Source organism: Flavobacterium cheongpyeongense, assembly GCF_003202435.1.
Lineage (GTDB): Bacteria > Bacteroidota > Bacteroidia > Flavobacteriales > Flavobacteriaceae > Flavobacterium > Flavobacterium cheongpyeongense.
In genome coordinates, this window is record NZ_QJHK01000014.1 from 62,892 (window position 1) to 84,604 (window position 21,713).

The following is a 21,713-nucleotide window of genomic DNA, read 5'->3' on the forward strand; positions in this document are numbered from 1 at the left end:
ATTTGATGAATGAATTTCGTCAGCAAAGCAAATTTGTGTGTAATTTTAATTAGGTTACAGGTCATTTATGAAATCGTTTTTTCGTTTAGTGTCGTTGATGTAATCGATTGAATTTTTTGCAATAATTTTATTCTATTAAAAACATAAAAGAGTATTTCTTAGTTTTTGAAGAAATAAATTGAATATATGGTATTTTAAAAGAGATTATTTTTTTATATGTAATTTTTTTTAAGATTATTTTGTGAAATTTAATTTTTTATATAGATTTTTTTTTTATGTTTGTGTAATCGATTACACGTTGCTTTTTTAATTTTTAAAAATATCCATTTTCCTTTTGTTTTCAGGGGTTACGGAAATAAAATCAAAATTGGAGTTTAACTAAAAATTATATTTTTAGAATATTTTAAGTAGTAAAGTGTGATTTTAAAAACCATAAATAAACTTTATAAACAATTAATCACAAACTAAACAGTAAACTATGAATTTTAAAGAGTTATTTAATAAAAGGACAAATTGTTATCTGGCAATTGTTTTCTTATTGTGTTTGCTAACCAGTAATAAGGTTAGTGCACAGGATTTAACAATTGAAGGTGTTGTAAAAGATGCTTCAGGTCTGACCTTGCCAGGTGTAAACGTTTTAGAAAAAGGCACAAAAAATGGGGTTTCTACAGATTTTGATGGAAAATACAAATTGAAACTTTCAAGTTCAAAGGCAAGTGTTGAGTTTTCGTTTATAGGTTTTACGACTCAGACTGTTGCTGTAGCGGGAAAAAAAACGATTAATATTGTTTTGGCAGAAGAAGCAAATGCTTTAAATGAGGTTGTTGTTGTTGGATATGGAACTGTAAAGAAATCAGATTTAACCGGAGCCGTGTCAACAATTTCAGGTAATGATTTGAAAAAAGTTCCTGTAGCCAATGTTGCTGAAGCTTTAACAGGTAGAATTGCCGGTGTACAAGTAATGTCAGCAGAAGGATCTCCTGATGCCGATATACAAATTAGAGTTCGTGGAGGAGGTTCTCTTACTCAGAGTAATCAACCATTAATTATAGTAGATGGATTTCCTGTGAATAGTATGAATGATATTTCTTCATCTGATATTGAGTCGATGACGGTTTTAAAAGATGCCTCTTCTACTGCAATTTACGGATCTCGTGGGGCAAATGGGGTAATATTAATTACAACCAAAAGTGGTAGAGATGGAAAAATAGCAGTGAGTTTTAATGCATTTTATGGTATGAAAACTATGGCGAATGAAATCGATGTTTTATCTCCGGATGATTACACTAAATGGCAATATGAGTATGCTTTACTTTCACAAACAGGTACAAAAGTGGATTCTAATCCGGAATCATATACTAAGTATTTTGGAAACTGGCAAGATCAGGATATGTACAAAGGTCTGAAAGGAGACAATTGGCAAAAACAAATTTTTGGTCGTACAGGTGAGGTACAAAGTCGTGATTTAGGAATTAGAGGAGGAAATGACAAATTGAATTATAACTTTAATTATGCTCGTTTTGATGAAAAAGCGATTATGTTAGGTTCAAATTACAAAAGAAATAACTTGTCTTTGGCATTAAAAAGTAAAATAACAGATAAAGTTGATATAGGATTTACTGTACGTTATTCTGATACCGAGATTAACGGTGGTGGAGTAAATGAGCAAAATGAAAAATCTTCATCAGATTCACGTATGCGTACCATTGTTGGTTATGCACCACTTCCGGTGGCAGGTTTAACTTCGTCAGAAGATTCAACGGGTGACGGTACAGATGTATTGATTAATCCTTTAACATCTATTTATGATAATGATCGTGAGCAATTCCGTAAAAACTTTAACATGTTAGGGAGTTTTGGATGGGAGATTGTCGATAATTTAAAATTGAAAGTTGATTTAGGTTTGGATAATTTTAATAATCAAGATTATCGTTTTTACGGAAACTCTACATATTATGTAAACAATTCACCAACCGCAATCTTACAAGGAATGCCAGCTTTGATTATGAGTGATTCTAAAGAAACACGTTTTAGAAACGCCAATACTTTAAATTATGATTTCAAAAAAATAATGGGTGAAGACCATCATTTGTCTGCTCTTGTGGGGGAAGAAAGTATTACGAATACTAAAAACACAGTTACAACTACTATTCACGGATTTCCAATATTTTTTGATTTAGAACAGGCAAAAAATTTAACAACACAAGGAACACCACAGTCTGTAGATAATTATTACGATCCTGAAGATAAATTGTTCTCATTCTTTGGGCGTGTGAATTATGATTATAAAAATCGCTATTTATTAACAGGTACGTTTCGTGCTGATGGATCAAGTAAATTTTTGAAACAGAATCGTTGGGGGTATTTTCCTGCAACAGCAGCAGCATGGAAAATTTCAGAAGAAAATTTCTTGAAAGACATTTCCTGGTTAGATCTTCTTAAATTGAGAGCAAGTTATGGTGAAGCAGGTAATAATCAGATCCCTGTTGGTCAACAAATTCAGATTTTTCAATCTACATCAACAACATGGATTAATGGAGTGACTAGTATATGGGCTCCTTCAAAAACAATGCCTAATCCTGATTTGAAATGGGAAACAACAGTGACTAGAAACTTTGGTTTGGATTTTGGATTTTTCAAAAATCGATTAAATGGTACTTTAGACTATTATAATAATACAACAAGTGATTTGTTAATAAATTTCCCGCTTTTTGGAGCAGGGTATGATACTCAGTTCCGTAATATGGGGGAAACTCAAAATAGAGGGTTTGAAGCAACTTTAAATGTTATAGCTATCGAAAGAGCTAAATACGGATTGAGTTTTTCATTCAATATGGGGATAAACAAAAACCGTATTAACTCATTAGGTGTTATGGATGACTTTGGACAGGCTACAGGTTGGGCTTCTTCGCAAATCGGAAATGATTATTTAGTGGCGGTTGGCTCTTCGTTGGGAACTATGTATGGATATAAAAATGATGGACGTTATGAGGTTTCTGATTTTGATTGGGATGGAACAAAATATACTTTAAAAAGTACTGTAGCGAATGCGAGTACTATTGTAGGAACTGTTCAGCCAGGTTATATGAAATTGAAAGACATTACCGGAGATGGTAAAGTGGATGCAAGTGATCAGACGGTTATTGGAAATGTAAACCCTAAAAGTACAGGTGGTTTTGTTGTCAACGGGAATGCTTATGGATTTGATTTAATGGCTGCTTTCAACTGGAGTATTGGTAATGAAGTATATAACGCTGATAAAATTGAATTTACGACAGCTCCTACGGGTTCAGGTGGGCAATACAAAAATTTAAATGCTATAATGGCAGACGGAAAAAGATGGACCAATTTAGATCCGGTTTCAGGTCAATTAGTGACAGATCCAACTGCATTAACGGCTTTGAATGCTAACACTACAATGTGGTCTCCATATATGGCTCGTCAGGTATTCAGTGATTGGGCAGTTGAAGACGCATCGTTTTTAAGATTAAATACATTGACATTAGGGTACACAACTCCTGAATCGTTAGTCTCTAAAATAGGAATTTCTAAATTGAGATTCTATTTGACAGGAAGTAATGTTTTTGTATGGACTAAATATTCAGGTTCTGATCCTGAGGTTTCAACAAAAAGAAAAAACCCACTTACACCTGGAGTTGATTCAAGTCCTTATCCAAGAAGCAGGCAAGTCATTTTTGGGATGAATCTTAATTTCTAATTTTAAATTACTACAAAATGAAACATAAAATAATAGTAGCAGGATTAATTATCTCTGGTTTATTTAGTTCTTGCGAACAATTTGAAGAGGGTTATTTAGAGACGCCTGCCTCATCATCATTAGAAGCATCTGTAATTTTTTCTACAGCAGGACTTGCTAAAGGAGCTGTTGATGGTATAAAAGTACCATTTGCTGAAACTAACTCTTATAGAGGACGTTTTTTACCATATTATGGATTAAATACTGATGTTGAATGGTATAATACTTCACAAAGTGCTGGAGATAAGGCTGATTTGGTCGTGTATGATGCTAAGCCTAATAACACAGAGATGAATACGTCTAATAATGCATATTCAATGATGTTCCAGGGAATTGAACGTGCTAATATTTGTATAAGTGGAATACGTCAGTATGGAAATCCTTTAGCGGGTTCAGAAATGGGGCAGTTATTAGGAGAGGCTTTGACTTTAAGAGCTATTTATTATGCTGATTTAATTAAAGCATGGGGAGATGTTCCTTATCGTTTTGCACCAATGACTAATGCAACTATATATTTGGCTAAGACAAACCGTGATGATATTTATAAACAACTGATAGCAGATTTAGGAGAAGCATCTACGCTGGTTGCCTGGCCAAATCAAACGGCTTATACCAGTACTGTAGAACACGTAAATAAAGCTTTTGTAAAAGCTTTTAGAGCTCGTTTGGCAATGGCGGCAAGTGGATACCAATTATATCCTGGTTCATTTGGTGGTGTTAGAAGAAGCACAGATCCGGAACTTTCGGTTGATAAAATGTATGCATTGGCATTAAAAGAATGCCGTGAAGTTATTCAGAGTGGTTCAGCAAAATTAGAACCAACTTTTGAAGGGTTATGGAAAAAATACAATCAGGAAATTACTACAGCTGGTGGAGAATCTCTTTGGGAACTTCCTTTTGCTGATGGACGTGGTCGTATGCTATTTACGTTTGCAGTAAAACATACTACAAATGATCAATTCCATGCAAATGGGGCAAACCGTGGAGGAGTTGCTGGACCATTACCATTTGTTTTTTACGATTATGATCAGACAGATTTACGTAGAGATGTTACTTGTGTGCCTTATAAATGGGGAACAGCAGTTAATAACATCGCTAAACAAGAGTTAAGTACTTTGGATACTTGGAGTTTTGGTAAATATCGTTATGAGTGGATGAGCCGTTTTGTGACTTCTACCAATGATGATGGTGTAAATAAAATGTACATGCGTTATGCAGAAGTGCTTTTGATTGCTGCTGAAGCTGCTAATGAATTAGAAGGGCCTGCAGCTGCTGCTCCCTATTTAAAAGAAATTAGAAAAAGAGCATTTCCTGCTGCCGCACAAGCTATAAAAGTAGATGCTTATGTAAACGCTTTGACAGATAAACAAGCTATGTTTAATGCTATTGTTGAAGAAAATAAATATGAGTTTACAGGAGAAATGGAGCGTAAACAAGCATTGGTTCGATGGAATTTACTTAAAGTTAAATTGGACGAAGCAAAAGCTAAAATGACCGATTTAAAAGCACGTACAGGATCATATGCTGATGTGCCATCTACTTTGTATTATAAATATGCAGCAGATAATGTTTCATTAGTTGTATATGGTTTGAATCGTGGTGAAAATGTAAATCCAGGGGCCGATTATACTTCTGCAACATGGACTAAATTAGAAGATACTAAAATTGCCTCTCTTTATAAAGCAGGAGTTGATCCTGATATGAGACAGTTCTGGCCAATTTGGCAAGTGTTTATTGATGGTAGTAATAATATGTTGTGGAACGATTACGGATATTAATAGCTAATTAGAAAAAATATAAATCATAAGCATTATAATTATGAAAGTAAAATATATAATAAAAGGTCTGGTTGTTGCTTTTTTAGTAGTGGCTCTTGCGACAAGTTGTGATAGTTACAACGACGCATTATTAGACGGAATAGGAAACACAAGGGAATTTTCGCCTGTTGGTGTTACGGCAAAAGTCAGAAATCAAACATCAGTTGAATTGACTTGGACTGCAAATGCATCAGTTGATCATTATGTGGTTGAGTTTAGTGCAGATGACCCAAACTTTACTACTATTTTTAAAACTGTAGAAGTTACCGGAGCTCAATTACCTGTTACTGTAGCTTTAGAAGGTGAAACCCTTTATTCAATTAGAGTTAAGGCTGTTAGTGCAGATGGATTAGAAGAGTCTAAATGGACTGTTACTACTGCGAATACATTATCAGAGCAACTGTTCTTAGCAATACAGGATGGAGATGTAACTTCTAAAGAAGCTACTTTAAGATGGGTGGCCGGAAGTAATGTAACACAAATCACATTGAGTCCTGGTGCTATTACTCATACTGTCACTGCTGAAGAAAAAGCTGCTGGTATCGCGACCATTAGTGGTTTGAGTTCTGAGACTTCGTATCAGGCAGATTTGTTTAATGGAACTAAACGTAGAGGAGCGATTAACTTTACTACTGGAATTGACATAGGAGATGGTATTTTGGTAAAAACTACCGATGATTTAGCGACAGTTGTTGCAAATGCTCCTTCTGGTTCGATTTTGGTTTTCGAACCGGGTGATTACACTTTGCAGCCTTTGGCTTTAAATCTTGATAAATCTTTAACTTTTAGAGGGTTAAGGAGTTATGATAAACCAAAATTAAAAGTTGGTTTCATAGTGAAAACAGGTTTGGCAAATTTAAGTTTGATTGATTTAGATTTAACAGGTGATGCAGCGTATTCTGATGTTATTAAGTTTGATAATGCACTAACTTGTAATGATATCTTAATTAGTGGCTGTTCAATCAATAATTACACTCGTTCTTTGATTACTGTAAATAGTTTAGCAGTTAAAATGAACTCATTTACTGTAGAAAACTCTGTAATTTCTAAAGGAACAACTACTAGTGGGGATTTCATAGATATTAGATCTGGTTTTGTAGCTTCATTGGTTTTAAAAAACAGTACATTTAATGATTGTGTTAATGCACGTGATTTTATCAGAGAGGATAATGGTACTTCAAATACTTTTACAGGGACAGGTTTGACTTCAAATATTTCTGTTGAAAACTGCACACTTTATTTACCAAGAATGACCGCTTCTAATAGAATTTTATACGTTCGTCTTGCAAGTAATGCAACAGTTATGACTAAGAATTTGTTTATTGATACCCCTGCAATTTATTCAAATCAGACAACTACATCAATTCCAACTTTTGTTAATAATAATTATTACAATTCAGCAGCTTTATTTAGTTCAGGAACAAGATTGGATAATTCAGGAACACATACGACTTTAGACCCACAAGTTACAAGTGCTACCGGCGGTGATTTCACAGTTAAGAATCAAACATTGATTGATAATAAAATAGGAGATCCACGTTGGATTAAATAATTTTATTAAAAACTGTTAATACTAAAAGGCATGCTGAATTTAAAAGTTTACGCATGCCTTTTTTAGTAAAATTCAATCTTGTTAATTTAATTTTAAATGAAAATGAAAATAATATTCAGGCTTATATTGTTATTTGCTATGATTTCATGTCAGAAAGACGATGATACCAATACTGAAGTTTCTGATGTGCTTGTTCAAAAAATTGAGATTACCGGTAATGATATTACATATGGAATTAATGGGCAAATGACGGCTAAAGTTACACCTGACAATGCGACTGATAGATCGGTTTCATGGAAAGTATCAGATATTGCTATTGCTGAAATATCTTCAACGGGTTTGATTACAGCTAAAAAAACGGAACTATTACTGTAACTGCTACATCTTTAGATAAAAGTGCTGTAACATCTAGTAGAATAATTAATATTACGGGTTTTTCAACTGTTCCTGTGGCTGATTACGAAGTTTCGACAGTTATCGAATTAAATACGGCTCTTGGAAAAGTTAAAGCGGGTGAAACTATTGTTTTGAACGGGGGGACTTATACGATGACTTCAAAGATTACCATAGCAACATCAGGAACTTCAGATAAGATTATAACGCTTAAAGCTAAAGATGGATCTGCAAGACCAAAATTAGATTTTTCTGTTATGACTGAAAATTCGGCGAATCAGGGCATTGTTCTAAGTGCGGATTATTGGCATATTAAAGGGATTGATATTTATAAAGCCGGAGATAACGGAATGCAGGTTAAAGGAAGTAACAATACAATTGAGTTTATGACTTTTTCAGAATGTGCTGATTCAGGTTTGCAACTGGACAACGGTGCAGCCAATAATACAATTCTTAATTGTGACTCCTATTTCAATGCCGATTCATCTCTTGAAAATGCTGATGGTTTTGCCTGTAAATTAAATGTCGGAACAGGTAATAAATTTATTGGTTGCAGAGCCTGGCAAAATCTGGATGATGGATGGGATGGCTATTTAAGGGGAACTGATAATATTTCGACAACGTATCAAAATTGTTGGGCAGTGAAGAATGGTTATCTCAAAGATGGAAATAAAGGAGCCGGAGACGGTAACGGTTTTAAAACCGGAGGCAGTGATGACAAATTATTAAAACACAATGCAAAATATACCAACTGCATAGCAGCAGGAAATGTAGCTGATGGTTTTGATCATAACAGTAACAGAGGAGAAGTGACCATTTATAACTGTTCTGCTTATGATAACGGCAGAAATTATTCTTTTAGTGGCTCCAATCCTTTAGCGAAACTGATTATTAAAAACAGTAATGTGATAGGTGCTTACGGAACTACCCTTGCTGATATTGCTGATATTACCAATAACAGCTGGCAAAACGGAATAACAGTGACGGCAGATGATTTTACCAGTATTGATTATGCTCAGTTATTAGCAGCTAGAAAAGCAGATGGCAGTTTGCCGGATGTTACTTTCTTTCATCTAAAAGCAGATAGTGATATGATTAATAAAGGAGTAGATGTCGGCTTGCCTTTTAAAGGAACTTTGCCTGACTTAGGAGTTTTTGAATTTTAGAATCTGAAAGATCTTTTTAATAGAAGTTGAGACCACAAAAAAATAATCCGTTTGTTAAATTAGTTTACCATAATGCACCTGCGGATTCAATATTAACAATATAAACAAGTAACCGGTTAGACAAAGAACCATTCAAACAATTTTACTAAATAACCAATTTTTTAACTTATGAAAACAAAATTACAATTGCTTTTTTTAGCGATACTATTTTCTGTATCGTTTACTCATGCCCAGAAAACAGATGTTTGGGATTTTGGAGGCGCAGTATTAGACGCTAATTTGTACAACAATATGCTAACACCAACTATTATCAATAGCAATTTTTATGTCTATGGTGGTTTGGTTGTACAGGGAACCGCAAGTACTAACAATGTATTGACCAATGCTAATACAAACCCTATTAATCTTACCGGAGGTCTTACTTTTAAACCCAATACAAACGATAGGTTGTATACCAATGATTTAACAGTAACTCGCTATGCAACCGGAAATTTGGGTGTAAGTGGTTTGCCAGAATACACAGCTCGTATTTTTTGTAATGGAAATGCTAGTTCAACAGTTCGTTTTTTTACGATGGCTTTAAACGAGGATGACGAAGTAACTTTTGTAGCAAGAGTTGACAATGCAGCGGCTAATTTGAATGTTGTTAATACCACAACTAATGCCCAAACCGTAAATATTCCGCTTACTACCAGTACTACTGCAGTTACCGAAGCTAAGTTTATGGCAAATGCAGCTGGATCATTTAAAATCTCTAGTTTTGATAATTCAACAGCCAGGGCGAGTTATTACAGAGTTTTAAGAAAACCAGCGAGCTATTCAGCCGTAACAGGAACCATGGACGAAACAGCAGCAGCAGGTATTCCGGCTGGATATTCGGTTCGTTTTACTTATCCAAACGGTAAAACCAAAGATGCTCTTGTAACATCAGGTACTTATTCAATTTCGTTACCAATAGGTTATACCTATAAAATGAGTTTAGTAGGTGCTAATGGTTATATTATTTCAAGCGGGGAAAATATGACTGTTACTGCTGCAGCAACTACTCAAAACATTTCTATTGTTAAAGTAGATTTATACACTGTTTCAGGAAACATAACCGGATTAAGTGCCTCTGATTTAACAAAAGTAGTTTTGAACTATACTACAACAGGTAAAATTTACATTCCTGTTCCTGTAATAAATACTACGACTGGAGCATATAGTGTAGATTTAGAAGCTAACACAACATACACAATTAGTGCAACAGGTGTAAATGATTCCGAGATTTTGGCCAATACCATTACAGTTGCCGCAACAACAACATCAGATGTTGCTTTTACAGCCAAGCCTTTGTACAGCGTTACAATAAACACTACAGGACTAAATGCTACCCAAATTGGTTTGCTAGGTCTGAAATTTACAAACCTAAATGAGGCTGGATATGTGTATAATTTTGCTCCCAACGCTCCGGTTTCATTACGTTCAGGTACGTATAGTATTGATTATTCTGGTTTAGATAATCACCAAGTTGAATTGGGTTTAACTTCAAATTTAAAAATTGCTGGAGCAGCAACTTCAAAAACATTAGCGTTTAAACCTGCTACGGTTTGGTCTTTTGACGATAGAGTTGTAACCAATGCCTCTACAGGTTACAAAGGGATTTTATTTGGTGGAACAGCCAATTCTTTTGCCAGTCGTTCGCCTCAGGCAGATTTAACAGCTAAAACAGGAGGAACCATACAAATACCTGTAAAAGTGGGAGATAAAATAACCGTTTCTCATTATTTTGCAGCCAACTTTTCTATAGACGGAGGCACAGCAATTGTAAATACATCAGGAAGTACTGCTAGTGTTGTAAACACAGAATATACTTATCCGGGAGCTGCGGATGGTTATGTTACCATAACACTTTTAGGTACTGCATTGACTTCTTACTTTACAGAAATAAAAATAGGCGGAAGCATTCCTTATACATCACCTATTACAGTTGGTGCCGGAAAAAATTATGCAACAATTAATGACGCATTAACGGCTGCCGGTAAAATGGTTCGCCCTAGTAACGAACGAGTAGTTATTGCGGTAGATCCAGGAAATTATGAAGAGATGTTGGATATCACTATACCAAACATTACAATCAAAAATGCTTCGGTTACACCTAGTATAGCTTTAGCTAACAAAGGGGTAGATATCGATCCACAAGCGGTTCGTATTACTTCTTACTATGGTTTAGGATATGATTATTATAGTATGAAAAACAATCAAAAATGGGACGCTGACATTTTGAGAGTAAACAAAGAAAATGGTTCGCAACCTTATGCAAATGCAAGTGGAACCACTAATAACTCTTATTGGAATGCTACCCTTATTGTGAGCGCCAATGGTTTTGAAGCTGAAAATGTTATTATAGAAAACTCATTCAACCAATATATTTCGGCAAAAGAAGCCAATGATGTTTTGGTAGAAGTTGTAGGTTTAACCAAAGGTACAAGACCAACAAATTACGGTAACACAGCTGTTCAAAACCGATCTTTTGTAGAAAGAGCGGCTGCAATTGCCATCAAAAACGGAATTGATAAAACAGTTTTAAACAATTGTAGAGTAGTGGGGCGTCAGGATAGTTTCTTTGGTGGTACTACCGCCAGAGTTGCCGTTTACAAAGGTGTAATGATGGGGGCTGTAGATTATATGTTTGGTGGTATGAATGCCACTTTCTATAAAACTCAATTGGCTATGAATGTGAGTGATACGTCCGGAGATGCTTCTTATTTGACAGCACCACAACAAGCCACCGGAAGAGGGTATTTGTTTTATGAATGTACAGTTACCTCTGCTATTCCTAATGTAGAAACAGCCTCTGTTTACCGAGCTAAACCAGGTTTCTTTGGTCGTCCATGGGCGGCAACTACATCAGAAGCTGTTTTTTACAACACAACTATTGAAACTTCAGATTATCCAGGAAATGTTGGTGAATCTTTAATAACCCCTATTGCTTGGAATAGTTCTTTGTCTGGTACTTCGCCTAAAATGTATGAGTACGGAACAATAGAGAATTCAGGAGTAAATAATCAGACAGCACGTGCCTCATGGGCTACTACATTGACAGTGCCAACCTTAACAGACGGTACGGCTATTACTACCTTTAATTTCACTAAAGGTACTGATGGTTGGGATCCTTTTCCACAATTAATTTCTAATGAAAGTTTAGGTGTAAAAAACAATACACCAACTTCTGCTGTTAATGCATTTGGATATAAAAACAGAATTGCTATCTCAAATGTTAAATCAGAAACTACTGTGGTTATTTACAGTATTTCAGGAGCTAAAGTAAAAACATTTAAAACGAATCAGGATACTGATTTTGAATTCCAAAATGGTGTTTGGATTGTAGTCATTAAAGCAGCAGATGGTCAAAAATCTGTGAAAGTTATTACACATTAATTTTTAGATTTACATATTAATATAAAACATTTAGAAAAGCAGGTTCCTTAAATTTTTTAGAACCTGCTTTTTTGCTATAGTGTTTTTATATTTTATGTTCTAATGGTGCTTATAATCAGTTGTATATGTGAAAAATAAATGCTTGTAAATTTCATAAATAACAAAAAAAAACATAATTTTAAGCAATCGATTACAATTATGATTACTAAACTATTAAAACCATAAATTATGAAAAGAAAATTACTTTATTACACTTCAATTTTATTTTTTTCAGCATTTTCTGTTAATGCACAAACTAAATCTTGGACTTTTGACGACACCTCTGTTTGGCCTGTAACAGGTGTAGCCAGTGGAGGGCCAGCAGTAGTTAGAGATTTGTTAGGTTGTGTTCCAATTACAGGTACTTCTACAAATTATTTTGCAGCTCAAGCTTCTACTAGTATTGCGTACTCCGATGCTACATCATACACAAGTATTGTGAAAACAGGAGGTGGTGGTGCAGCCACTAATAATATGCCAACGGTAAGATATTTTTATTTTGATGTTGATGGTGCAGCTACTGTAAAAGTTTGGTTTCAACATGGAAGTAACGCCGCTTCTGCAAATCGTACATTGTTTTTAACAAATGGAACAGTAGAAATAACAAAAACCAATGTTGCAGGAGCTGCTAAAGGGATTCTTGAAGGTACTTCAACAGGAGCAGGTAGGTTGTATCTATATGCAGACAACGGTATGTATATTAGCAAAATTGAAGTTACAGGTGCAAATGTAACAACTCCATCTCTTAGTGTTAATGATTTCAAAGCTGACGCAGCATCAAACGTTTATACAAACGGTAAACTAGTTTTTGTATCCAATGTAAAATCAGATACTCAGATTGATGTTTACGGAATCAGCGGAGTTTTAGTTAAATCATTTAAAACAGGTTCAGATACAAGTTTTAACTTAAATACAGGTATTTATATCGTGAAATCTAAATCTGCAGAAGGAACTAAATCAGTAAAAGTATTGGTTAACTAATACCCATTTCAAAAAATACTAAAAGAGAATATTCAGAAATGGATATTCTTTTTTTTTTGTCAAACGTTAGAATTTTGATTCCTCTACCGCAATATCAACACTTAGGCTTTGAATTATTAAGTATAGGTCAGTTTGTTCGAAGGGATTTCCCTGTATGGTTCTTTATTTCTGACATACTATTCTAATTGGTTGATATGGATAAGGTCATTTCAAAATGGATTCCATGTATCTTTTAAAGGCCTCTGTTTATAAATAAGTTTAAGAACACGAACATCTGGTGTATAAAAACTTAAATAAAAAAGCGACCTATAAAATAAAAAAAAATAATTTTATTACTTTTATTTCTATTTAACTTAAAACTAAGGAATATCATAACAATAAAAAAAATTGCAGAATTAGCCAATGTTTCTCCAGGAACAGTTGACAGGATTATTCATAAGCGCGGTCAGGTATCGCAAGAGAATATAGATAAAGTAAATGCCATTATCAAAAAACATGGATTTAAACGAAATATTTTTGCTAGCAATTTAGCTTCAAATAAAAAATGTAAAATTGCTGTTTTTTTACCAAAGTATGAGAAACTGGAATACTGGGAGAGTCAGCTAAACGGAGTAAAAAAGGCTGCCGAAGATTTTGGGAAATTTGGTGTCGAATTGCATTATTTTCTTTATGCTTTCGATAGCATATCATTTCAGGAAATGACTGCTAAGGTGCTTGAATTTGAATGTGACGGGATGCTTTTTTCACCTATTTTTCATGAAGAATCTATTGTTTTTCTGGATGGATACAAAAAGAAAAACAAACCCGTTGTAATGATCGACTCTGATATTAAAGATAAAATAGATCATTATTATATTGGTCAGGATGCTTTTAAAAGTGGCTATTTGGCAGGACGTCTTATTAGTTTTGCAGTAAAAAATGACCGAAATGTACTTATTGTCAAAATTGCCAAAGAAATAGACAGTACTTCTGTTTATTTGCAGCGAATCAAAGGATTTTATACTTTTTTTGAAGAACATTCTGAACTGACTAATTTTAGTTTTTCCGAAATTACAATCAAAGATCCTGATGTTAATCTGCTTAATCTGGAGATGTTTAAAAATATCAGCAGTGTATTTGTCCCAAATTCCCGCGCTTATATTGTAGCTCAATTTTTAGAGAAACAAAACATAAAAGGCATAAGAATAATAGGTTACGATCTCCTGAAGGAAAATATAAAATACCTAAACTCTGGAATACTTGATTTTTTAATAAATCAAAAACCGGAAGAACAAGGGTATATGGGGGTAAACTACCTCTATAAAAAAATCATCTTGCAGGAAAGTTCGGAAGATACGGCTCATTTTATACCACTAGATATAATTTTAAAGGAAAATTATATGTGACTTAAAATAATAGTTAATTAGTTCTTGACTTCGGTTTGTTATTTCAACCAGATCAATGCTATTTCTTCAGATCAAAATCATCAGCAGCAGAAATCTGGTCTAATATATTTGTTTGATTTGGCGAGATATAGTTTTTTATTTCGGGGGCGTTTTCTTTCTTAAAAAGAAGATCTAATGCGTTATATAGTTTTAATAAAACATCTCTGTCTTTTTTTTCAATTTCTAAAGCAGTATTAAAATTAAAAACATAATTATTCGAATTGCGTACCTCTACTTTTATCGTTTTTGATGTGATTTTAAATTTAACTATATCCATATTTTTGTAATTTGCCTTGTGAAATTGCAAAGTTATTGTAATTTATAATAGATCTTCAAAAAAATAGAATTAACTAATTAAAAACTAAGATTGATTTAGAATCTAGTTTTATTAATTTATTTTCCTGATAATAGAATTAAAAAAATAAAGAATCAGTTTAGAGGAGTGAAAAATATAGGTTTTTTTATTCAGATTATCCAATCTTTTTGCTTAATCCCCCAAGATATTTTTAAATAAAAATAAAAAATTAAGTATTTGATTTTTAATGTTTTGATAATATCTAGGACGAAAGTTGAACCCGTGACCTCAGGATTATGAAAATTGAAATTTCATTATTTTTTATTTTTAAATTAGTAAACGTTATGCATCTTGATTCTATAAATCCAAAAAATTACATACGACAGCGAACATAATACTAAATGCATTTATTGTAAAACTGAACTTTCAATTCAAAAAAATGATCAGATTTTAGATGTTTGTTTAAATGATATTAGACGTCGCTTTAATAGACGTAGAATAAGCATGGAGAATATTCATGGAAGTTTTGAAAAAAAATATTTCAGAATTATTTCGGACTTGAACTATGAGGGCACAATTTTAGGAAGTTGTTTAGTTTGTGGATGGTGGAAAATTTTAGAAAGCTATTGGATAGGCGCTAAGTGGCAAATGTGGGATGTTTTTTTGGTTTAAATGGATGTTTAAAAGACTTAGATTACAATAAATCAGATTTGCCCTTGTCTGAAGTGAGAAATTATTTAGTGAGAAATTATGAAAATAGGTTTAATGTAAATCCAAGATTTTTTGAAGAATTAGTTGCAGATGTTTATAGGGACTTTGGTTATCAGGCAATTTGTACTGGATATTCAAATGATGGCGGAATAGATGTTATTTTGGTAAAAGATGATTTAACTGTAGGTATACAAGTTAAAAGATCAAAGAATAAAATTAAGTTAGAACAGATAGGATCTTTGTTGGATTCGTTAATGATAAACGAATATAAAGCCGGAATGTTTGTATGTGCTTCTGATTTTCAGATAGGCGTATATACTATAGCGGAACGATTTTCTATAGAATTTATAAATGGGAATAGATTTTATGATCAGTTAAGGGAAGCTCAAATAATAAGAAATCAATTATCTAATATTGATGTGAGCAACATTAAAAATCGGTACTATGACGATTGTTATCTAATGAATAGTTTGTAGATTATATATTAAAATGGTGTTCTTTAACCTGAGGTCTGATTTTGTAATAATCACATTATTAGTAATATGGTGTTGTGTCTTTGAAATAAAAAACCCTTAAACAATTGATGCTTAAGGGTTTGTTCTTGTAGCGAGGACGGGAGTTGAACCCGTGACCTCAGGGTTATGAATCCTGCGCTCTAACCAACTGAGCTACCTCGCCTGGACTGCAATAAAAAAGAGTTCCTCATTGCGGGTGCAAATATAAAAATTATATTAGAGCTGACAAGCATAAAATGAAGAAAAAAAAATATTTTTAAAAAACCTTTTTTTTTGAACAGATATTCTTATATTTCCAAAAAATTAAATGTTGCACATGGATTCAAAAATACGTTACGAAATCGAGTTTCCGATCAATTCTTCGCCGCAATTATTGTATCAATATATATCAACGCCTTCAGGTTTGTCTGAATGGTTTGCTGACAATGTAAATTCAAGAGGTGAATTTTTTACTTTTATCTGGAATGATTCGCAGGAAAAAGCACGTCTGGCATCTAAAAAGACAGGCGAAAAAGTAAAATTTAAGTGGGTTGATGATGCAAGCAAGGACACGGATTATTTCTTTGAGCTACATATATTGGTTGATGAATTAACTAAAGATGTATCACTAATGGTTATTGACTTTGCCGAAAAAGAAGAAATAGGAGAGGCTAAACAATTGTGGGAGAATCAAATCTCAGATCTGAAACATCTTATAGGGTCTGTTTAGTAAAAGTCTATTTTATGCCTTATATTTGCCCTGAACAAAATTCAGGGTTTTTTTATGATTAATTTTAACGGGGATATAATAGGGCAAGACGAAAATATATTAACTCAAAACCGTGCTTTTTTGTATGGAGATGGTGTTTTTGAAACACTAAAAGTAATAAACGGTAAAATTTTGTTTTTAGAAGATCATTATTTCAGGTTAATGGCTTCGATGCGTGTTGTAAGGATGGAAATTCCAATGAACTTTACAATGGAATATTTTGAAGAACAAATTTTAGATTTAATAAAGAAAAAAGGAATCTCAGCTTCTGCCAGAGCAAGAATAACTGTTTTTAGGAACGATGGAGGATTATATTTGCCAAAAACAAATCTGGTTTCCTATTTAATTCATGCAACCTCTCTTGAAAATACTTCTTATGTTGTAAATATTGCCCCATACGAAGTAGATTTATACAAAGACTTCTATGTAACAAAACAATTATTGTCGTCGATTAAAACGACTAATAAATTGATTAATGTTACAGGAAGTATTTTTGCAAACGAAAATAGTTTGGACAATTGTATTTTAATTAATGATAGTAAGAATGTAGTAGAGATGTTGCAAGGGAATTTATTTCTGGTCACAGGAAAAAAGCTAATAACCCCACCAATTTCTGAAGGCTGCCTGAATGGAGTTATGCGTAAGCAAATTTTAGCTTTAGCAAAGAAAACAGAAGGTATAGAAGTGCTGGAAGAAATAATATCGCCATTTGATCTTCAAAAAGCAGATGAATTATTTCTGACAAATGTGATCACAGGGATACAATCTGTAACAAAGTACAGAAAAAAAGAATTTACAAATGCTATGGCTCATTTATTAGTGCAAAAGCTAAATGAATCCATATCTGAAAATTAATTCAGATATGGATTCTCAGGTGCATTTGACCAAATAAGGTAATCCCCTCCAAGTTCTATAATTTGCTCTTTCCAGAAATGAGTGGTAGATTTTCCGATAATTTTATTTTTATAGCTATTATCTGTGATAATCCATGAATTTCCCTGCATTTCATTCTCAAGTTGATTTTCATCCCAACCTGTGTAACCTAAGAAAAAGCGAATATTGTTCTTATGAATAGATCCGTCATTTATTAAGTCTTTAGTAGATTCGAAATCACCACCCCAATAAATACCATTAGAAATCTCAACACTGTTTGGGATTAAATCAGGAATATTGTGAATGAAATAAAGATTGTCCTGTTCTACAGGGCCTCCATTGTATATTTTGAAATTTGCATCAATTTCAGGAATTAAGTCATTAATAGTGTATTTTAACGGCTTATTAATGATAAAACCTATTGATCCTTCTTTGTTGTGGTCTGCTAATAAAATTACCGATCTATTAAATGATAAATCTCCAATTATAGAAGGCTCGGCAATAAGCAGGTGTCCTTTTTTTAATTTTTCTGAAATCATACGGTTACAATTTTTATTAAATTTAATAATAAAATATTTAAAAACCCAATAAAATCGTTAAACTGTACAAAAAAACCCTCAAATTTGAGGGTTTTAATTATATAATAAGTTTAGAGAACTTTCTTACTTAGTTCACTGCACCCTCTAATTCAGCTCCAGCTTTGAATTTTACAACATTCTTAGCAGCGATTTTTATAGTTTTTCCAGTTTGTGGATTTCTACCGTCTCTTGCAGCTCTTGCAGATACTGACCAAGATCCAAATCCTACTAATGAAATTCTACCTCCTTTTTTTAAAGTAGTACCTACATTACCTAAAAAAGACTCTAAGGCTAATTTCGCCGCAGCTTTTGTAATTCCTGCATCAGCAGCGATAGCATCGATTAATTCTGATTTGTTCATAATAATTAGTTATTAATTGTTGGTTAAAAAAATTGTTAATACACAAATTTAGCAGGAAATCCTTTCCTTGCAAGTGTTTTCTCTAAATTTAGTAAAAATTGTTAATAACTTCGTTTTTTTGTTCATAAAACAAGTTGTTTTACGACCAATCATAGTTATAACCCCCTGTTTTTATTGGTGTTAATAGACTTTTGCATCATCAGAAAAAGTGAAGCCATTTAATAATTCAGCCATCTGCATTCTCTTTTTTCCGGGTAATTGTAAACTCAATAATTGTAAAAAACCATCCTGTATTGCAACTTTTAGTTCTTTTTTACTCGAAATCAGCTTGCCAATTTCGTAAGAGTGTTCTTCTGAAATCAGTTTTGCTTCATATATTTTGATGCTTAATGCTTCATTCTTATCTTTTAAAAAACACCAGGAAGAAGGGTATGGACTTAAACCGCGAATCAGATTATTGATTTCTCTTCCGGATTTCGTCCAGTCAATTTTGCAGTTTTCTTTGTTTAGTTTGTATGCGGTTTTGATCTCTTCATTATCTTCCTGAATGGTAGTGCTTACATTACCGCTTTCAATTACTTTTAAAGTTTCAATCACTGTACCGCTTCCAGACAGCATTAACCGGTCATGTAATTGTCCCGCATTTTCTTCCGGATCAATAGCAATTTCCGAATTTAAAATCATAGCTCCGGTGTCAATTTTATCATCAATAAAAAAGGTAGTAACCCCAGTTTTAGTTTCTCCATTGATAATCGCCCAGTTTATCGGTGCAGCACCACGATAATTTGGCAGTAATGAAGCGTGAAGATTAAAGGTTCCTAAATCGGGCATCTCCCAAACTACTTTTGGCAGCATTCTAAAGGCAACTACAATTTGCAAATTAGCATTCAGTGCTTTTAATTCGGCTAAAAAAGCTTCATCTTTTAAGTTTGTCGGTTGCAATAAAGTAAGTTTTCTTGCGAGAGCATATTCTTTAACTGCCGAATATTTTATTTTTTGTCCGCGTCCCGCAGGTTTGTCTGCTGTCGTGATCACGCCCACAACATCGTAATTATTTTTAATAATGGTATCCAGGATGCCAACAGCAAATTCCGGAGTTCCCATGAATATAATTCTCAATTTTTCCATTATGATTTTAAAGTATATTTGTTATTCGCTAATATGGTAATATGATTGTTCTCTAACAGTTCCTGAAGCACCAAAATTATATCATGGGCATCGAGTTGTATCTGAATCTGTATTTCTCTCGAAGTCAAAGCGGCCGATTTTAATAAATGCAGAATTTTATCAGCAATCGAATCGGCTTCAGTAATTTTTCCTTTTTGTGAAATACAGTAGGAGCAGATGCCACAATTTTGCATGGTTTCTTCTCCAAAATAATCTAAAACCAATCTGTTTTTACAGGTTTTATTTTCCTTTATATAATATAGGACAGACATCAGCTGTTCTTTTTTTAGAAGGTTCTGTTTTTCAAGATATTTCGAAACTCTGTTTATGGTGAGTTCATCTTCGCGCACTTCGTTGAATAAGATAGTGGCATCATTATTTTTTGACTTGTATTCTATAATTTCTTTTTCTTTCAGTTTTTCCAAAACCGCCAAAACCTGTTCTTCTGTATGATGTGATTTTTTTGCTATAAGCGAAAGATTAAAAGGTGTTTTCATTTCATAAACCCCCGGATAGGTTCTTAGAATTGCCAGAATGATTTCTTCGTCGTTTGGATTCAGACTCATATAACGAATGATCTCTTTCGACTCGATTAAAAACTGCATGGTAATCTTCTCTGAAAATTCCTGAGACAGGGTAATAATTCCCTGCTGATTTAAAAACTGCAGAGAATTATAGGTTTTTAAAGTAGGGAAGTCGTATTTGTTGCAAAAGTGATTGAGTTTAAAGGAAAAAGAATCATCTAAACCTTCGCCATAAGCAATCTGAAAATAATTGCAAAGTTTCACGTACATTGTTTTTAGAAACTTTTTGTCTGGCAGGACGCTCAAAAACTGCTGCTCTGTCTGATTGGCATCTGAATTATTGAATAGCAAAACAGAAAAAGCTTTTTCACCATTTCGTCCGGCCCTTCCGGATTCCTGATAGTAATTTTCCAGATTTTCAGGTAACTGTGTATGAATGACTGTTTTTACGTTGTCTTTGTCAATCCCCATTCCAAAAGCATTTGTAGCAACAATAACCTGCGCTTGTTCAGACATCCACAATTGCATATTTTTGTCTTTTTCTTTAGCCGAAAGTCCGCCATGGTAATAAGTTGCCCGAAATCCTAAAGATTGTAACTGCGTCGCTATATTTAAACACGATTTTCTATTTCGTACATATATAATAGAAGGCTGTGGATTTTTCTTTAAAATTTGCTCGACACGATACAGTTTGTCTTCGACTTCAAAAACCATATAGGCAATATTTTTTCTTTCAAATGATTGTTGAAAAAGTATTGGTTCTTTCAAACCTAATTCGGTTTTAATATCTTCAATAACTCTGGGAGTTGCCGTAGCGGTCAAAGCTAAAAAAGGAATTTTAGGGAAGTATTTTTTAAGTTCTGAAATCTTTAGATAAGCCGGACGAAAATCATGTCCCCACTGCGAAACACAATGAGCCTCATCAATTGCAATTAAATTGATGGGAAGATTTTTAATGCGCTCCAAAATCCAGTCAGACTGTAAACGTTCAGGTGAGAGGTATAGAAATTTATAATTTCCGTATTGGCAATTGTCGAGGAGGTCGATGATTTCTTCTGTGTGAATTCCACCTGTCAGCGCAATCGCTTTAATATCGCGCTTTTGCAAATTTACCACCTGGTCTTTCATCAGGGCGATCAAAGGCGAAACGACAAGGCAAATTCCTTCCTGCATCATGGCCGGAACCTGAAAGCAAATTGATTTCCCTCCCCCGGTAGGCAGCAATGCAAAAGTGTCCTGACCTTTTAAAACCGAATCAATAATTTCTTTTTGCAGCGGTCGGAAACCGGTATGTTTCCAGTATTTTAAAAGAATATCATGTGCTTCCTGCATGGCCAAAGTATTAAAGTTAAAAATTTAGAAATCAGTTTCTAGTTTTGCAACTTTAAACCC

The 21,713-nt window shown here is 33.6% G+C and carries 16 protein-coding genes and 1 tRNA gene; 11 read left to right on the top strand and 6 right to left on the bottom strand.

The genetic code is table 11. The annotated features are described in order from the left end of the window. The first annotated feature begins 478 nt into the window (after window positions 1-478). The 8 genes from DMB65_RS15335 to DMB65_RS15370 all read left to right on the top strand — a co-directional run bounded on the left by DMB65_RS15335 (window position 479) and on the right by DMB65_RS15370 (window position 14,510). The gene (locus DMB65_RS15335) at window positions 479-3,718 is read left to right on the top strand and encodes a SusC/RagA family TonB-linked outer membrane protein (protein ID WP_110307516.1); all 3,240 of its coding nucleotides are present in this window, start codon (window positions 479-481) and stop codon (window positions 3,716-3,718) included. 17 nt (window positions 3,719-3,735) lie between these two features. Continuing rightward, window positions 3,736-5,535, top strand: coding sequence for a RagB/SusD family nutrient uptake outer membrane protein (locus DMB65_RS15340; protein ID WP_110307517.1), 1,800 nt, complete (start codon window positions 3,736-3,738; stop codon window positions 5,533-5,535). 40 nt (window positions 5,536-5,575) lie between these two features. Then, window positions 5,576-7,126, top strand: coding sequence for a DUF5123 domain-containing protein (locus DMB65_RS15345; RefSeq protein WP_110307518.1), 1,551 nt, complete (start codon window positions 5,576-5,578; stop codon window positions 7,124-7,126). Between the two features lie 138 nt (window positions 7,127-7,264). Next, window positions 7,265-7,501: an Ig-like domain-containing protein gene (locus tag DMB65_RS15350; RefSeq protein ID WP_165834958.1), complete on the top strand. Its 237-nt coding sequence runs from the start codon at window positions 7,265-7,267 to the stop codon at window positions 7,499-7,501. Window positions 7,502-7,575: 74 nt separating this feature from the next. Continuing rightward, complete coding sequence (locus DMB65_RS15355; RefSeq protein ID WP_110307520.1) at window positions 7,576-8,685, top strand: right-handed parallel beta-helix repeat-containing protein; 1,110 nt, start codon at window positions 7,576-7,578, stop codon at window positions 8,683-8,685. 168 nt (window positions 8,686-8,853) lie between these two features. Continuing rightward, a complete protein-coding gene (locus DMB65_RS15360) occupies window positions 8,854-12,105 on the top strand; it encodes a pectinesterase family protein (RefSeq protein WP_110307521.1) in 3,252 nt (1,083 codons plus the stop codon). Window positions 12,106-12,333: 228 nt separating this feature from the next. Then, on the top strand, window positions 12,334-13,125 hold the full coding sequence (locus DMB65_RS15365) for a T9SS type A sorting domain-containing protein (protein ID WP_110307522.1): 792 nt from the start codon (window positions 12,334-12,336) through the stop codon (window positions 13,123-13,125). A 386-nt stretch (window positions 13,126-13,511) separates the two neighbouring features. Then, window positions 13,512-14,510, top strand: a complete 999-nt coding sequence (locus DMB65_RS15370; protein ID WP_110307523.1) for a substrate-binding domain-containing protein — start codon at window positions 13,512-13,514, stop codon at window positions 14,508-14,510. 58 nt (window positions 14,511-14,568) lie between these two features. On the opposite strand, the gene DMB65_RS15375 is transcribed toward DMB65_RS15370, so the two are convergent. Beyond that, the gene (locus DMB65_RS15375; RefSeq protein ID WP_110307524.1) at window positions 14,569-14,826 is read right to left on the bottom strand and encodes a hypothetical protein; all 258 of its coding nucleotides are present in this window, start codon (window positions 14,824-14,826) and stop codon (window positions 14,569-14,571) included. A gap of 659 nt (window positions 14,827-15,485) precedes the next feature. Here DMB65_RS15375 and DMB65_RS15380 point away from each other — a divergent pair. After that, on the top strand, window positions 15,486-16,031 hold the full coding sequence (locus tag DMB65_RS15380; RefSeq protein ID WP_110307525.1) for a restriction endonuclease: 546 nt from the start codon (window positions 15,486-15,488) through the stop codon (window positions 16,029-16,031). A 128-nt stretch (window positions 16,032-16,159) separates the two neighbouring features. Here the strand turns inward: DMB65_RS15380 and DMB65_RS15385 are convergent. Continuing rightward, window positions 16,160-16,233 (bottom strand) — tRNA-Met (locus tag DMB65_RS15385). Between the two features lie 153 nt (window positions 16,234-16,386). Here DMB65_RS15385 and DMB65_RS15390 point away from each other — a divergent pair. Together DMB65_RS15390 and DMB65_RS15395 are read left to right on the top strand one after the other, a co-directional pair. Further along, a complete protein-coding gene (locus tag DMB65_RS15390; RefSeq protein ID WP_110307581.1) occupies window positions 16,387-16,779 on the top strand; it encodes an START-like domain-containing protein in 393 nt (130 codons plus the stop codon). Between the two features lie 54 nt (window positions 16,780-16,833). Continuing rightward, complete coding sequence (locus tag DMB65_RS15395; protein WP_110307526.1) at window positions 16,834-17,673, top strand: aminotransferase class IV; 840 nt, start codon at window positions 16,834-16,836, stop codon at window positions 17,671-17,673. On the opposite strand, the gene DMB65_RS15400 is transcribed toward DMB65_RS15395, so the two are convergent. The 4 genes from DMB65_RS15400 to DMB65_RS15415 all read right to left on the bottom strand — a co-directional run bounded on the left by DMB65_RS15400 (window position 17,670) and on the right by DMB65_RS15415 (window position 21,653). Then, complete coding sequence (locus DMB65_RS15400; protein WP_110307527.1) at window positions 17,670-18,230, bottom strand: YqgE/AlgH family protein; 561 nt, start codon at window positions 18,228-18,230, stop codon at window positions 17,670-17,672. The genes DMB65_RS15395 and DMB65_RS15400 overlap by 4 nt on opposite strands. Before the next feature lie 127 nt (window positions 18,231-18,357). Then, complete coding sequence (locus tag DMB65_RS15405; protein WP_012022249.1) at window positions 18,358-18,630, bottom strand: HU family DNA-binding protein; 273 nt, start codon at window positions 18,628-18,630, stop codon at window positions 18,358-18,360. A gap of 180 nt (window positions 18,631-18,810) precedes the next feature. Further along, window positions 18,811-19,758 carry a methionyl-tRNA formyltransferase gene (gene fmt, locus DMB65_RS15410; RefSeq protein WP_110307528.1) on the bottom strand — a complete coding sequence of 316 codons (948 nt, stop codon included), beginning with the start codon at window positions 19,756-19,758 and terminating at the stop codon, window positions 18,811-18,813. Continuing rightward, the gene (locus DMB65_RS15415) at window positions 19,758-21,653 is read right to left on the bottom strand and encodes a RecQ family ATP-dependent DNA helicase (protein ID WP_110307529.1); all 1,896 of its coding nucleotides are present in this window, start codon (window positions 21,651-21,653) and stop codon (window positions 19,758-19,760) included. The genes fmt and DMB65_RS15415 overlap by 1 nt, the downstream gene beginning before the upstream one ends. Window positions 21,654-21,713 lie beyond the last annotated feature (60 nt).

What these genes read in the sequence shown, in the direction of transcription:
- DMB65_RS15335 (WP_110307516.1), top strand. Translation starts at nt 479, where the DNA reads ATGAATTTTAAAGAGTTATTTAATAAAAGGACAAATTGTTATCTGGCA.
- DMB65_RS15340 (WP_110307517.1), top strand. Translation starts at nt 3,736, where the DNA reads ATGAAACATAAAATAATAGTAGCAGGATTAATTATCTCTGGTTTATTT.
- DMB65_RS15345 (WP_110307518.1), top strand. Translation starts at nt 5,576, where the DNA reads ATGAAAGTAAAATATATAATAAAAGGTCTGGTTGTTGCTTTTTTAGTA.
- DMB65_RS15350 (WP_165834958.1), top strand. Translation starts at nt 7,265, where the DNA reads ATGATTTCATGTCAGAAAGACGATGATACCAATACTGAAGTTTCTGAT.
- DMB65_RS15360 (WP_110307521.1), top strand. Translation starts at nt 8,854, where the DNA reads ATGAAAACAAAATTACAATTGCTTTTTTTAGCGATACTATTTTCTGTA.
- DMB65_RS15365 (WP_110307522.1), top strand. Translation starts at nt 12,334, where the DNA reads ATGAAAAGAAAATTACTTTATTACACTTCAATTTTATTTTTTTCAGCA.
- DMB65_RS15375 (WP_110307524.1), bottom strand. Translation starts at nt 14,826, where the DNA reads ATGGATATAGTTAAATTTAAAATCACATCAAAAACGATAAAAGTAGAG.
- DMB65_RS15390 (WP_110307581.1), top strand. Translation starts at nt 16,387, where the DNA reads ATGGATTCAAAAATACGTTACGAAATCGAGTTTCCGATCAATTCTTCG.
- DMB65_RS15395 (WP_110307526.1), top strand. Translation starts at nt 16,834, where the DNA reads ATGATTAATTTTAACGGGGATATAATAGGGCAAGACGAAAATATATTA.
- DMB65_RS15400 (WP_110307527.1), bottom strand. Translation starts at nt 18,230, where the DNA reads ATGATTTCAGAAAAATTAAAAAAAGGACACCTGCTTATTGCCGAGCCT.
- DMB65_RS15405 (WP_012022249.1), bottom strand. Translation starts at nt 18,630, where the DNA reads ATGAACAAATCAGAATTAATCGATGCTATCGCTGCTGATGCAGGAATT.
- fmt (WP_110307528.1), bottom strand. Translation starts at nt 19,758, where the DNA reads ATGGAAAAATTGAGAATTATATTCATGGGAACTCCGGAATTTGCTGTT.
- DMB65_RS15415 (WP_110307529.1), bottom strand. Translation starts at nt 21,653, where the DNA reads ATGCAGGAAGCACATGATATTCTTTTAAAATACTGGAAACATACCGGT.